We start from the raw sequence: 12486 nt of genomic DNA, 5'->3' as shown, positions 1-12486 counted from the left end.
CCCATGACCAACCCCTTCGACGACCAGGACGGCACCTTCCTCGTGCTCGTCAACCAGGAGAACCAGCACTCGCTGTGGCCGCAGTTCGCGGACGTCCCCGCCGGCTGGACCGTCGCCCACGGCCCCGATACCCAAGCCGCCTGCCTGGAGTACGTCGAGCAGTCCTGGACCGACATGCGGCCCAAGAGCCTCGCCGACGCCATGGACACCCAGCGGTAGCGCGGCCGACGTTGACCTCCACCGACACCCTGGGCGGGGCCCGCGACACTGCGGGCCCCGCCCAGCCCGGCGACCTCGCCGCAGCGCTTCACACGCCCGAGGCCCGCCGGGACCCGTACCCGTTCTACGCCCGCATGCGGCGCGAGGACCCGGTGCACCGCAGCGCCCAGGGCATCTGGTACCTCACCCGCCACGCCGACGTCGAGGCGGCCCTGGGCGACCTGCGGCTGTCCAACGACCGCGACCGGATGACCCGCGCCTACGGCGCGCTCGGCGGCGACCTGAAGGCGTTCAGCCGGCTCACCGACCGGCTCGGCCGGGTGATGACCAACACCGACCCGCCGGACCACGCCCGGCTGCGCAAGCTGGCCAACCGCGCCTTCACGGCCCGGCGGGTCGAAGCCCTGCGCGACGGCATCCAGCGGATCGTCGACCGGCTCGTCGACGAGGCGGTCGCGGCCGGGCCGGCCATGGACCTGATCGAGGCGGTCGCCGCCCCGCTGCCGCTGTCCGTCGTCTGCGAGCTGTTCGGCATCCCGCCCGAGGACCGCCCGCAGGTCAAGACATGGTTCCGCCGCCTCGGCCGGCTCAGCGAGGACATCGACAAGTCCGAGGAGGCGATCGGGCAGTACGAGGAGTACCTCGCCCGGCTCGTCCGCCGACGCCGGGCCGACCCCGGCGACGACCTGATCAGCGCCCTGGTCGCGACGCAGGCGCAGGACGACCGGCTCACCGACTCCGAGCTGCTGTCCACCTGCTTCGTCCTGATCACCGCGGGCGACGAGACCACCACCCACCTGGTCGGCAACGGGATGCTCGCCCTGCTGCGCCACCCCGACCAACTGGCCCGGCTGCGCGAGGACCCGGCGCTGATCCGCACCGCCGTCGACGAACTCACCCGCTACGACACGCCGACCCAGGCGATCGTCCGGGTCGTCGCCGAAGACGTCGGGATCGGCGGGCGGACGCTCCGCGCGGGCGAGCTGGTGTACCTGTTCCTCGCCGCGACCAACCGTGATCCCGAGCGCTTCGAGGACCCCGACCTGCTCGACCTGTCCCGCCCCGGCAACCGGCACCTGAGCTTCGGCAACGGCCCGCACTTCTGCCTGGGCGGCCCGCTGGCCAAGCTCCAGGTGGAGGTGGCCGTCGGCACGCTGGTCCGCCGGCTCCCGCAGCTGCGGCTGGCCGACGAAGCAGCCGGCGGGGCGGCCCTCGAATGGCGGCCCAACCCGCTGCAACGGCGGCTGAGCGCCCTCCCGCTCACCTACTGACACCTGAACGACGACGAAGGAGAACCGACCGTGACCCGAGAGTTCGAGGTCCGCAAGGAACAGGATCTGCCCGCGACACCCGAACAGGTCTGGGCCGCGGTCGCCACCGGCGCCGGCAACCTCGGCTGGCTGTACCCCATGGAGGTCGAGCCGCGCGTCGGCGGAAAGGTCACCCGGTCCGACAGCACCGTCGTGGCGTGGGAGCCGCCGAGCCACTTCGCCGTCCGGGCGACCCTGGGCCGCGAGTTCTCCAACACGCTCAGCTACCGGATCGAGCCGGTGGACAGCGGAACGAGCCATCTGCGCATGGGAATCCACTGGGTGCACGAGGGCGTCTGGGACGAGACCTGGGACACCAAGGCGGACGCGGCCGAGAAGCACGTCCACTTCTACCAGCACGGCCTTGCCGAGTACCTACGGCACTTCGGCGGCCGTCCCGCCGTCTACATCAAGGCCCAGTGCCCCGGACCCACCACCGACCCGGCCGACTTCGCCGCCCTGCATCGCCGCCTCGGCCTCGCCGACGACGCGGCCGTCGGTGACCGGCTCGAACTCCACGTCCCCGGTCCGGACGGCGGCCCGCAGGCGGTCGTCGTGGACTGGCTCAGCCCCGACTTCGTCGGCCTGCGCGGCCCGGACGGGCTGTACCGGTTCTTCAACGGCAGCTCCTGGAACTGGCCGATCTGGCTGGGCCACCACCTGTTCGCCGAGGACGCGGACGAGGAGCAGGCCACCAAGGTGTGGAACGACTGGCTCAACGGCGCCTGACCCGTCGCACGACAGACAACCGAAGGACCTTCTGGTGGAAACACTGCTCTTCGCCGCCGAACTCGTCGAGGAAGACGGCACCTACAAACTCGTGGTGCAGGACGTGGTGCGGGACACCGTCCAGATCACCCCGGTCCCCAAATCCGCGGTGGACAAGCTCCCGACCTTCCTGTCGGCGCTGAGCTCCAAGCTCGGCACCGCAGCGACGCGCGGTCGCTGGTAGGGGCCAGACCCCAAGGCCAGATCGTTCACATTCGCGCTGGTGGCAAGGTAGTTCGGCGTCCGATGGGAACACGGGCAACGGGGCCGCGTGGACCAGGTAGTCCGCCAAGACCGCTGGTCTCCGAGCAGCTCCGTTGCCTGTCCGTCGGAGGGTTCCGCCACCCCCGCGGTGGTCACCGTGCCGTCGTCGGCTCCGGTGCGCTGTGGGCGCGGCGGTAGGCCAGTGGTGACAGGCCCAGGTACGTGTAGAAGTGCTTGCGCAGGGCGACGGGTCGCCGAAGCCGCAGGCGGTGGCGATCCGTCAGCAGGCGCGCGTGCGCCAGGCGCCGCTGCGCCAGCCACTTCAGTGGGCTGCTGCCCACCTCGCTGCGGTGCCGGGTGAAGGTGCGCACGCCGTCGGCGTCAACCCGGTGGACCGGAAGACCCGCGAGGGCTGCCCGGTCACCGACCGACCACCGGAGTGCCGGTCTGCCGACGGTTGCAGTCGACCGCCCCGATCAGCGGCCCCGGGGGCTGCTCGCCGGTCTGTGGTGCGGCGCGGAACGCCTCGATCACATAGGCGGCGAAGCGGCGGGAGGCCGTGACCCGGGCGGCACGCGGCGTGTCCTGGAGGCCCCGGTGGGCCATGAGCATGAGGACCAGGTCGTCGATGACGAAGTCGGAGCGCAGTTGGCCGGTCTGCTGGGCACGGCGAGCCAGTACGCCGACCGCGCGCAGAGTCTGCTCCCGGTCGGCGGCGAAGTCCATGGCCTCGGGGAAGGCCGTCATGAAGGCGTCGGCGAATCCCCGGCTGTGCGCGTGGAGTTCGCAGATCCGCTCGACCAGGCTCCGGAACCCGTGCCACGGGTCCGAGTCCGCAAGGGCGTCGCGGACAGCCGCATGGCAGGCCCGCCGCTGCTCGGCGAAGGTCTCCATGATCAGTGCCTGCTTGGTCGGGAAGTGCCGGTACAGCGTGGCGGGGCCGACGCTCGCATGCCGGGCGACCTCGCGCATGGGTGCACTCAGGCCCTCCTCACCGAACACCGCTCGGGCGGCGTCCAGGATGCGGACCCGGTTGTCGCGGGCGTCGGAGCGCACGGTCTGAGGCAATGGGTTGGTCATCGTCTCTCACTTCAGCAAGACGGACGGGGGCGTCCGTTACGGTCCGATGGTGGTGCTCGCAGCCCCGTCCCGCCAACGACCCGAGGAGCAGAGATGAAAGCCGTCGTGATCAGGACGTTCGGCGACCCCGATGGCCTGGAGGTCATCGATGTGCCCGCGCCCGTTCCTGCCCCGGGACAGGTGCAGATCGCCACGGAGGCGATCGGGGTAGGCGGCGTGGACGCCGTGATCCGCCGGGGAACGCTTGCCGCCTACGGCTTCCGGGAGGGCCACCTCCTCGGCAGCGAGGTCGCGGGAAGGGTCGCCGCGGTGGGAGAGGGCGTGGACGCCTCGTGGATCGGGCGGCGGGTGTGGGCGTTCACCGGCCTGTCCGGCGGGTATGCCGAGTGGGCCGTCGCGGCGGTCGAGGACGTCCTTGCACTGCCCGACGAGCTGACCGGCGCCGACGCGGTGACCCTCGGCGGCTCCGGCGTGGTCGCCCACTTCGCCCTGGAACGGGCCCGCTTCACGCCCGGAGAGGCGGTGCTCGTACGCGGTGCGGCGGGCAGCATCGGGATCACGGCGGTCCAGCTCGCGGCCAGGCACGGCGCGAGCGCGGTGGCGGTCACCACCTCGTCGGCGGACCGTGGCGCCCGCCTGCGGGACCTGGGCGCCACCCATGTCCTTGACCGCACCGGCGAGGGCGGCCCGGACGCGCCGGTGGGCTTCGACGTGGTGATCGATGTCGTGGCAGGCCCCCGGCTTCCCCTCTTCCTGGACAAGCTCAACCCCAACGGGCGGTTTGTGGCTGTCGGGGTGGTCGGTGGGCAGCCGCCGGCGGACTTCGGCATGCGGCTGATCGACGCCTTCCGCAAGTCCTTGTCGTTCGCCACTTTCAGCTCTGACACCGTGCCCGGCCCCGACCGGCAGGCCGTGCGGTCGTCCCAGTTCGCCGACGCTGCGCACGGGGACCTGCGCACGGTCGTGCACGAGGTGCTGCCGCTGGACCAGGCGGCGCTGGCCCACCGCCGGATGGACGCGGGGGAGGTGTTCGGCAGAGTCGTGCTGGCGCCCTGATCCGGACCTTGGGTGACCACGGAGAGTCTGCGGACCAACATGCTCACCTGGTGCTCGGCGCGGGTGGCCGAGGGGAAGCCCGGGAGAGCGTCGGCGGTCGGGTCGCGGCCGCGCGGAGCCGGCCGAACAGCTGCGTCCGGCGTCCATAGGGCTTATGAACGTCATGGAACCGCCTGACCGGCAGCAGAACTGGATCTTCGACCCAGATTGGCCGAAGCCCCACCAGCCGGCCGGCCAGGTCGACCCGCGCGATGTCTTCCAGCAACGTTGTCCAAGATCCCGCACCCGCAGCCTCGACGACAACCCGCACGCAGCATGCGTCCGCCGCGACAGCGCGGCGATCAGGCCACCCCAACAGGGGTGCGGCCTCTGCCGCAGGTGTGGGATCGCGCGGCCGCGCGATCCCACGATCGCGCGCCGCCTATCCGGAACCGAGGAAGCCCTCCCTGCGGGTGTTCACCATGCGACGGCGTTCCGTGGCACGCCCGGAGCCATCGACGCGCAGCGGACTCGGTCGACGACACCCCGTCAGGCAGGGAAGTTCTCGCCGGATTCGCCTGCGGCGACCGGGTCGCGTTGGACGGCGGCCGGCGGGGTCGGGGTCTGGACGGACCGCTGCCTGCGGCTCCCCGGGCGGAAGCCGAGCCGGCGCCGGAGCTGCTGGGACTTGGTCAGCACGCTGTCGAACGCGATCGTCAGCGCGACCATCGGCGCGGCGATCGGCGCGAACGCCTTGAAGGCGAACGGCAGACCCGCTTCGAAGTCCGGCGGGCCCACCTCCTTCTTCGGCAGCGACGGGGTGACCGAGACGGGGCGGTTGCGCAGTTGCCCCCACGGGATCCGCCAGGTCGCGGGCAGCGGCGACAGCGACCGGAGCACGCCGTCAATCGGCGCGGTCTCGATACCGTTGTCCAGCCGCCATCGGGCGTTGCGCTCGTTGAGCGCACGCAGCCGCTCGATCAGCGCGACGATCCCGTCCGGGCTCAGCAGGTTGAACGGGAACGAGCGGTTGAGGAACCCGCGCCGCTGCAGCCAGCGCCGGTATCCGGCCATCTCCGCGGATTCCCGGGACGTGTCGCCGCCTTCGGTGCGGACCAGCCAGGTGGCCATCCGGAACCGGGTCGGGACGACTGCGGCGAACACGAGGTAGTCGAGCAGATGGTCGAGGATGAAGAACCGGCTGTCGGCGATGGCCGGGCTGAACTTGTGCTTCACGATGGACCGGATCAGGAACCAGTCCGCCTTCATCGACCGGTTGACGCGCTGGACGTACTCCGTGTCGAGCACGCCCTCCCGCAGGTCGCGCTCGACGATGTTGGCGCCGTGCCAGGAGGTGAGCATCGCCTGTGACATGCCCTGGCTGTAGTAGGCATCGATGATCGCGGCGGCGTCGCCGGCGAGGATGTAGCGGTCCGCCGATACGTACTCCTCCGAGATGTGCTGGACGTTCTTGTAGGCGCTGAAGTCCAGCAGGTTCTCCTCGACCAGGAAGTCGAGGGTGGGGTAGCGCCGGATGATCTTCCAGAACACTTCCCGTAGTTGTTCGCCCTCGGCGAGGATGCGGCGGTTGACGTTGACGCCCACGCTGATCCGGTCCTTGGTCAGCCGGATCAGCCAGATCCAGTACCCGTCGCCCCAGAGGTGGACGGTGGTGTAGTCGCGCCGCGCCCGGTCCCCCTCCGGGAAGGTGTACTCCCAGTCCTTGAAGTCGTCGTCCGTGCAGTGGGCGAACTGCCCCCAGACCGCGGACGTGACGAAGCCGTCGTCCAGCGGGACCGACAGGTCGAACCGGCGGGCCAGGAACCGCTTGCGGCCGGTGCAGTCAACCACCCAGCGCGAGCGGACCTGCCCGGTCACCGACCGGTTGCGGGACCGCCAGGTCGTCACGTGCGGTTCGCCCGCGGCGCCCAGGGCCAGGTCGGCGACGCGGCCGGTGTTCATGACGGTGATGAGCGGCTGGCGGTGCATGCGGTCGCGCAGCACGGCTTCGACCTCAGGTCGGACCACCTGTGCGTTCTGGAACATGGCACGGCCGAAGCGGCTGCTGAACACCTCGTCCTGCCAGTGCTTGGGCAGCACGGCGTATTCGGCCCACTCGGTGACCCCGTCGAACGTGGTCTGGTTCTCGTAGCCGTGGATGAACCACAGGCCGCGCTTGTCGAACGACACCGAGATCTCGTCGTCGAGTTCGCACACCGACCGCAGCATCGCGTTGGAGAAGATCAGCAGCGACTCGCCCACCTTGTATGCCTGCATGTCGGCTTCGGTCAGCTCGTCGACGATCGCGACGCTGAACCCGCGCTTCGCGTACTGCAGGGCGTTGAACATGCCGATGATGCCCGCGCCGTACACGCAGACGTCGAATATCCGGTCCGGGCCCTCCGGGCTCGGGTCGGGCGAAGTGAAACTGGACGCGGTCATCGTTACTCTCTTCTGTCTCTTCAGGCGTTGCCGAGTTCGAGTCCGCGCCAGCGCACCGCCGTCGCGCCGACCGAGATCAGCGCGACGACGACGGGCAGGGCGAACTGCATACCGCCGACCTGGATTTCGGCGCCGCCGAACCCGGCCCACAGGCCCGGCACGGCCCACGGGAACCAGCCGCCCCCTCCGAAGGAGGTGACGAGTTGGGTGACGACGACCAGGCCGACCAGACCGCCGACGGCGCCGAGGTAGCCCCGGGTGACGGTGGCCAGCCAGGCCAGCGGGAAGGTGTTGCACGCGGTCAGCAGGCAGACGCCGAGCGGCAGCCACCACTGCGGCGGCTGGGACCCGAGGTTGCCGAGGGCCAGGCCCACTCCGAGCAGCACCAGCGTCGACGCGATCGACACGAGCACACTCCAGACCAGCAGGACGGCGCACTTCGCCAGCGCGATGGCGCCGCGGCCCACCGGCAGGCCGAACAGCCCGACGACGGTGTCCTCGGTGAACTCCCGGCCGAAGCACCAGGCGAACCCGAAACCGAGGCACAACAGCACCGCGACCGACATGACCTCCGCGCCGGTGCCGACGTAGGCGTCCCACCCGGAGCCGTGCACCAGCAGCCGGGCCTTCGCCGCGAAGCTGGACGAGGAGTTCGCCCGCAGCGCCAGAATGGCCGCCGCGGCGAGCAGCGCCGGCGCCAGCACGACGATGACGGTGCAGAGGACGAAGACCGGCGCGCGGCGCGCCTTCATCGTCTCGACGGCGAGGAGCCTGCCGAAGCCGCCGTTCATCCCGCCTCCCTGGGCAGATCCTGATCGGCCTGGTAGATCAGGTCGAAGAACGCGCGTTCCAGGTCGATGCCGCGCGGATCGAGGCCGCCGACGACCCGGCCCCGGTGCAGCACGGTCACGGTGTCCGCGAGCCGGGCCAGCTCGTCCAGGTGGTGGCTGGACACCAGCACCGCGCCGCCGCGCTCGGTGACGCCGGTGATCAGCTCCCGGAGGCGGACGACCGCCGAGGGGTCCAGGGCGTTGCTCGGTTCGTCGAGCACGAGCACGGTGGGCCGGTGGACGAGCGCGGCGGCGAGTGCCGCCTTCTGCCGGGTGCCGAGCGACAGCCGTTTTCCCCGCTGGTCGAGCCACCGCTCCAGGCCGAGGCTCTCGGCTATGCGCTGCACGCTCTCCGGGACGGCCGCGCGGTCCAGGCCGTGCAGCAGGGCGGCCGCGGTGATGTTCTCCCGGGCGGTGAGCTCGGGGTAGACGGCCGGGGTCTCGATCATCTGCCCGACCTCGCGCCAGCGGGCGGCGGGCAGCGAGCCGACGGGGACGCCGAACAGGGACGCGGTCCCGCCGTCGGCCGACAGCATGCCGAGCAGGATGCGCATCAGCGTCGTCTTGCCCGCGCCGTTCATCCCGACCAGCGCGTGGATACTGCCGGACCGGATCGCCAGGTCGACGCCGTGCAGGACGGCATCGCCGCCGAGTGACCGGCGGACGCCCCGCGCTTCCAGCAGGACGTCGCCGGGCTGCCGCTCAGAAGGCACCAGCCGCTCCATCGTTCTCACCGACCTCCCGGGGCACCCGCCACGCCGCGACCAGGGCGCCGATCACGCAGATCACGCACATGGCGGCGAACGACCGGTCCATGCCGGTGACGAACCCGGAGCGCACCATGTCAAGCAGCTGCGGCACCTCGTGCTGCGAGCGCTCGGCGACGACCGCGCCGCCGGCCGGGGAGCTGCGGACGGCGTCCGCGGCCTGCGCGGGCAGATCGGTCAGGTCGAGGCGGTCGCGGTACGCGGTCACCAGCAGCGTGCCGAGCACCGCGACGCCCATGGTGCCGCCCAGTTGCCGCAGGCTCTGCACGATGCCGGAGCCGACGCCGCTGCGTTCGTCGTCCATGGCGCTCATCGCCAGGTCCATCGAGTTGGGCAGGACGAAGCCGACCCCGGCGCCGGCGACCGCGCTCCACAGCACCAGATAGCCGGTGGAGCTGCCAGTTCCGGTGCAGGCGGCGAGCGCGGTGCCGGCTGCCATGACCAGGAAGCCCAGTACGACCACGACCTTGTAGCCGAAGCGCTTGATCAGCGCCTCGCTGACCGGCACCGCGAAGACCAGGCCGCCGATGAACGGCAGCAGCCGCAGGCCGAGGTCGAACGCGTCCCCGGCCGCGGCCAGTTGGGCGTACTGCGGGACGATGAAGATCGTCGTCATCATGACCAGCGAGGCCACCGAGGCCGTGACGCAGCCCCACAGGAACTGCGGGCTGCCGAAGATGTCCAGCGAGAACAGCGGGTTCGGGGCGCGGTTGAGCCACACCGCGAGCGCCGCGACCGCGAGCACGCCGAGGGCGATCGGCACCAGCACGCCGGTGCCGCTCCAGCTCGTGTCACCGGCCCGGGTGAAGCCGAACGTCAGCGCCACGAACGCGACGGTGGAGAGGACCACGCCGACGACGTCGATCCGCGCGGCACGCTGCCCGGCGACCGCCGGGAGGGTGGCGATCAGCAGCACCACGGCCACAGCGGCGACCGGGACGTTGATGACGAACACCGAGCCCCACCAGAAGTGGTCCAACAACCAGCCGCCGAGCAGTGGGCCGGCGGGGATGCCGAGGGCGACGGCCGCGGTCCACACCGAGATCGCTCGGCTGCGCTCGGCGCCGTGGAACAAGCGGGTGAGCATGGACATCGACAGCGGCATGAACACGCCCGCCGCGCCGCCGAGCAGCGCTCGGGCGACGATCAGCCAGGCCGTGCTGCCGGCCCAGGCGCACATGCCGGACGCGATCGCGAACAGCAGCGCGGCAGCGATGATCAGCGCCCGGGGGCCGATCCGGTCGCCGAGGCGGCCGGCGGGCAGCAGCGTCGACGCCATGACCACCGCATAGGCGTTGACGATCCACTGCAAGTCCGTGGAGGTGGCGTTCAGGTCGACCGCGAGCGACGGTAACGCGACATTGAGGATGGTGAGGTCGAGGCCGACGGAGACGAGCAGCAATGCCATCGCCACCAACGCCCACCACCTGCGGCCCACTACCGGCTCGACCGCCGACTTCACATCAGTCATGTGCGGTCCCTCTTTGCTGTCGACGGTGCGCATCGAAGCGTAGTGGGTGCGGTCGACGGCCGGCGCTCGTTCCACGGCGGCACCCCGCTCGGGCGCACGGAGGGAAGATCCACCTGGGCAACCTCTCCGCCGCGCGGACGGTCGTCACTTCTCGATCACCGTGTCGCCGATGACCAGCAGGTCGAGTCCGGACGTGTAGAAGACCGAGAGCGCGTCCTCCACGGTTTGAATGATCGGCTTGCCCATCACGTTGAAGCTCGTGTTCAGCACCAGCGGCACCCCGGTGATCCGGTGGAACTCCTCGATGAGCCGGTGGTAGCGCGGGTTGAGCTCCGCGGTGACCGTCTGCAGGCGGCCGGTGCCGTCCTCGTGGACGACGGCGGGCACCGTGGACTTCACCTCGTCCCGGAACCGCAGGGTGCGCTCCATGTACGGGGAGTCCTGGTAGTCCACGAAGTACTCGGGCCCGTAACCGTCCAGGATGGACGGGGCGAACGGCCGGAACGCCTCCCGGAACTTCACCCGGGCGTTGATCTTGTCCTTCATATCCGGGTAGCGGGCGTCGGCCAGGATGGACCGGTTACCCAAGGCCCGCGGACCGAACTCGGCCCGGCCCTGGACCCAGCCGACGAGCTTGCCGTCGGCCAGCGACGCGGCCGTGCGGCGGCACACCTCGTCGAAGTCCAGCCGCTGCTGCTTCACCGGGCCGAACTGCCGCACCTTCTCCAGCGTGTCCGCGGACATCTCCGAACCGAGGTAGGGGGACTGGAGGGCCGGTTCGGCCACCCCCGCGCCGGGGTGGTCCTCATGGTAGGCCAGCAGTGCGGCACCGACCGCGTTGCCGTCGTCACCGGGCGCGCTGAACACGTGCAACCGCCTGAAGCCCGTCTGTTCCAGAACCTGGCCGTTGGCCGAGGAGTTGAGGACGCAGCCACCGCCGAGCGCGAGGTTGTCGGAGATCCCGAGCTTGCCGAGGTTGTTCAGGAACTCGAAGTACACCTCGGTGAACACCTGTTGACCGGCGCGGGCGAGGTCGGCGGCGGCGAACGGCGACTCGCCGTGCCTGCGCCGGATGTCGTGGACCTTCTTGAACAGCGGGAACAGCTCCGCGTCCGGGGCGAACCGGATGGTGAGCCCGTCCACCTCGATCAGCGATCGGAACAGGTCGTAGAAGTCCTTGCGCGGCTTGCCGTAGGCGGCAAGCCCCATGACCTTCCACTCCTCGCCGGTCAGGTGGCCGAACCCGCAGATCACGCAGACGAGCGTGTAGAAGAACCCGAGGCTGCCCGTGCTGGTGGTCGGCACGTCCTCGATCCGGCGCAGTTCCCCGTCCCGGTAGGTGAAGCAGCCGCTGGAGGTGCCCTCGCCGAGCGCGTCCAGGACGGCGCAGACGCCCTCGCGGAACGGGCTGGTGTGGCATGCCGCGGCCGCGTGCGTCAGGTGGTGGTCGTATCGGCGGGTGGCGAGGTCGCGGAGGTAGGGCGCGTCCGGGCGCTGGTTCAGCTCGTACCGCAGGGTGCCGCCGGTCTGGCTGATGGCGTTGATCTGCGCGGTGCACAGGTATTCGCGGGAGGAGATGTGCGTGCGCATGAAGTCGGGAATCTCGCCGAAGACCTCGACCAGTTTCCGTTCCTCCTGCCGGATGCCGGTGAGCATCCGCTCCAGCAGTCCGGGCGCGCGGTCGCTCCAGCTCTCCGCGACCACCAGCTCCGCTCCGGGATCGCCGTACTTCTCGACCAGGGCGGCCGCCCGGCCGAAGAAGTCCGGGGCGCAGTTGATCGATCTCTTGTTCTGTAGATACCGCTCGGTCGCCTCGGCGAACCGCACCCGGCCGTCCGGACCGACGATGGCCAGGGCACTGTCGTGCAACGTGTTGGAGAGCCCGATGTAGTTCTTCGTCATCGCATCCACATCATTTCAGGGAGAGCGCCGGATTGATCGACTGCGACCGCACGCCGAGCTGCCGGCCGAGCCCGAACAGGTCGAGGTAGTCCCAGAGTTCGAGCAGTTTTCCGTCCACCACGCGGTAGACGGCCACGCCTTCGGCCCGCACCGGCCGGCCGGTGGCGTCGACACCCATGAAGGAACCCCGGTGGGTGCCGGTGAAGCTGTAGCGGACCATCACCTTCTCGCCCTGCCACATCCAGTCGTCCACGGCGAACCGGAGGTCGGGGAACGCGATGAGGTAGTGCCGGACGTAGCGCTGGAACGCGGCCACGCCCTCGAACCGGCCGGAACTGCCGTACCGGACGAACCGCGCGTCGATCACCTCGTGCGCCCGGTCCAGCCCATCCGGGCTCCACAGGTCGTTGTACCTGCTCATCACGCGCAGGCTCTGCTCAACGGTCATCTGGTCTCCC

At 70.5% G+C, this 12486-nt stretch carries 13 protein-coding genes; 5 read left to right on the top strand and 8 right to left on the bottom strand.

The window, feature by feature from the left end:
• Positions 1 to 3 precede the first annotated feature (3 nt).
• Genes ACIQGZ_RS20480 through ACIQGZ_RS20465 form a run of 4 tightly spaced genes read left to right on the top strand, consistent with a single transcriptional unit; the run spans position 4 to position 2481 of the window.
• Complete coding sequence (locus ACIQGZ_RS20480) at positions 4 to 219, top strand: MbtH family protein (RefSeq protein WP_402603557.1); 216 nt, start codon at positions 4 to 6, stop codon at positions 217 to 219.
• An 11-nt stretch (positions 220 to 230) separates the two neighbouring features.
• Positions 231 to 1490 carry a cytochrome P450 gene (locus ACIQGZ_RS20475; protein WP_402603556.1) on the top strand — a complete coding sequence of 420 codons (1260 nt, stop codon included), beginning with the start codon at positions 231 to 233 and terminating at the stop codon, positions 1488 to 1490.
• Between the two features lie 30 nt (positions 1491 to 1520).
• Positions 1521 to 2258 carry an SRPBCC domain-containing protein gene (locus ACIQGZ_RS20470; protein ID WP_402603555.1) on the top strand — a complete coding sequence of 246 codons (738 nt, stop codon included), beginning with the start codon at positions 1521 to 1523 and terminating at the stop codon, positions 2256 to 2258.
• A gap of 34 nt (positions 2259 to 2292) precedes the next feature.
• A complete protein-coding gene (locus ACIQGZ_RS20465) occupies positions 2293 to 2481 on the top strand; it encodes a hypothetical protein (protein ID WP_402603554.1) in 189 nt (62 codons plus the stop codon).
• A gap of 172 nt (positions 2482 to 2653) precedes the next feature.
• Here ACIQGZ_RS20465 and ACIQGZ_RS20460 read toward each other — a convergent pair whose 3' ends face one another.
• On the bottom strand, positions 2654 to 2872 hold the full coding sequence (locus tag ACIQGZ_RS20460; protein ID WP_402603553.1) for a hypothetical protein: 219 nt from the start codon (positions 2870 to 2872) through the stop codon (positions 2654 to 2656).
• A gap of 49 nt (positions 2873 to 2921) precedes the next feature.
• Positions 2922 to 3581 carry a TetR/AcrR family transcriptional regulator gene (locus ACIQGZ_RS20455; protein WP_402603552.1) on the bottom strand — a complete coding sequence of 220 codons (660 nt, stop codon included), beginning with the start codon at positions 3579 to 3581 and terminating at the stop codon, positions 2922 to 2924.
• Between the two features lie 93 nt (positions 3582 to 3674).
• Here ACIQGZ_RS20455 and ACIQGZ_RS20450 point away from each other — a divergent pair, with 93 nt between their 5' ends.
• Positions 3675 to 4637, top strand: a complete 963-nt coding sequence (locus ACIQGZ_RS20450) for a zinc-dependent alcohol dehydrogenase family protein (RefSeq protein ID WP_402603550.1) — start codon at positions 3675 to 3677, stop codon at positions 4635 to 4637.
• A 528-nt stretch (positions 4638 to 5165) separates the two neighbouring features.
• On the opposite strand, the gene ACIQGZ_RS20445 is transcribed toward ACIQGZ_RS20450, so the two are convergent.
• The 6 genes from ACIQGZ_RS20445 to ACIQGZ_RS20420 form a co-directional block, all read right to left on the bottom strand.
• Positions 5166 to 7058 carry an NAD(P)/FAD-dependent oxidoreductase gene (locus ACIQGZ_RS20445; RefSeq protein WP_402603548.1) on the bottom strand — a complete coding sequence of 631 codons (1893 nt, stop codon included), beginning with the start codon at positions 7056 to 7058 and terminating at the stop codon, positions 5166 to 5168.
• 20 nt (positions 7059 to 7078) lie between these two features.
• A complete protein-coding gene (locus tag ACIQGZ_RS20440) occupies positions 7079 to 7849 on the bottom strand; it encodes an ABC transporter permease (RefSeq protein ID WP_402603546.1) in 771 nt (256 codons plus the stop codon).
• Complete coding sequence (locus tag ACIQGZ_RS20435; protein ID WP_402603544.1) at positions 7846 to 8601, bottom strand: ABC transporter ATP-binding protein; 756 nt, start codon at positions 8599 to 8601, stop codon at positions 7846 to 7848. Before ACIQGZ_RS20435 ends, ACIQGZ_RS20440 begins: the two co-directional genes overlap by 4 nt.
• Positions 8591 to 10126, bottom strand: coding sequence for an MFS transporter (locus tag ACIQGZ_RS20430; RefSeq protein WP_402603542.1), 1536 nt, complete (start codon positions 10124 to 10126; stop codon positions 8591 to 8593). Before ACIQGZ_RS20430 ends, ACIQGZ_RS20435 begins: the two co-directional genes overlap by 11 nt.
• Positions 10127 to 10270: 144 nt before the next feature.
• The gene (locus ACIQGZ_RS20425) at positions 10271 to 12028 is read right to left on the bottom strand and encodes a carbamoyltransferase (RefSeq protein WP_402603540.1); all 1758 of its coding nucleotides are present in this window, start codon (positions 12026 to 12028) and stop codon (positions 10271 to 10273) included.
• Between the two features lie 10 nt (positions 12029 to 12038).
• Positions 12039 to 12476, bottom strand: a complete 438-nt coding sequence (locus ACIQGZ_RS20420; protein WP_402603538.1) for an ester cyclase — start codon at positions 12474 to 12476, stop codon at positions 12039 to 12041.
• Positions 12477 to 12486: the final 10 nt, after the last annotated feature.

Source organism: Streptomyces sp. NPDC092296 (assembly GCF_044755465.1).
Classification (GTDB): Bacteria; Actinomycetota; Actinomycetes; order Streptomycetales; family Streptomycetaceae; genus Peterkaempfera.
Note: the sequence above shows the minus strand (reverse complement) of the source record. Positions and strands in the feature narration are given on the sequence as shown.

Bases quoted from the DNA above. Each gene is read 5' to 3' on its own strand.
- ACIQGZ_RS20445 (WP_402603548.1), bottom strand. From the start codon at position 7,058: ATGACCGCGTCCAGTTTCACTTCGCCCGACCCGAGCCCGGAGGGCCCG.
- ACIQGZ_RS20450 (WP_402603550.1), top strand. From the start codon at position 3,675: ATGAAAGCCGTCGTGATCAGGACGTTCGGCGACCCCGATGGCCTGGAG.
- ACIQGZ_RS20430 (WP_402603542.1), bottom strand. From the start codon at position 10,126: ATGACTGATGTGAAGTCGGCGGTCGAGCCGGTAGTGGGCCGCAGGTGG.
- ACIQGZ_RS20420 (WP_402603538.1), bottom strand. From the start codon at position 12,476: ATGACCGTTGAGCAGAGCCTGCGCGTGATGAGCAGGTACAACGACCTG.
- ACIQGZ_RS20455 (WP_402603552.1), bottom strand. From the start codon at position 3,581: ATGACCAACCCATTGCCTCAGACCGTGCGCTCCGACGCCCGCGACAAC.
- ACIQGZ_RS20425 (WP_402603540.1), bottom strand. From the start codon at position 12,028: ATGACGAAGAACTACATCGGGCTCTCCAACACGTTGCACGACAGTGCC.
- ACIQGZ_RS20480 (WP_402603557.1), top strand. From the start codon at position 4: ATGACCAACCCCTTCGACGACCAGGACGGCACCTTCCTCGTGCTCGTC.
- ACIQGZ_RS20440 (WP_402603546.1), bottom strand. From the start codon at position 7,849: ATGAACGGCGGCTTCGGCAGGCTCCTCGCCGTCGAGACGATGAAGGCG.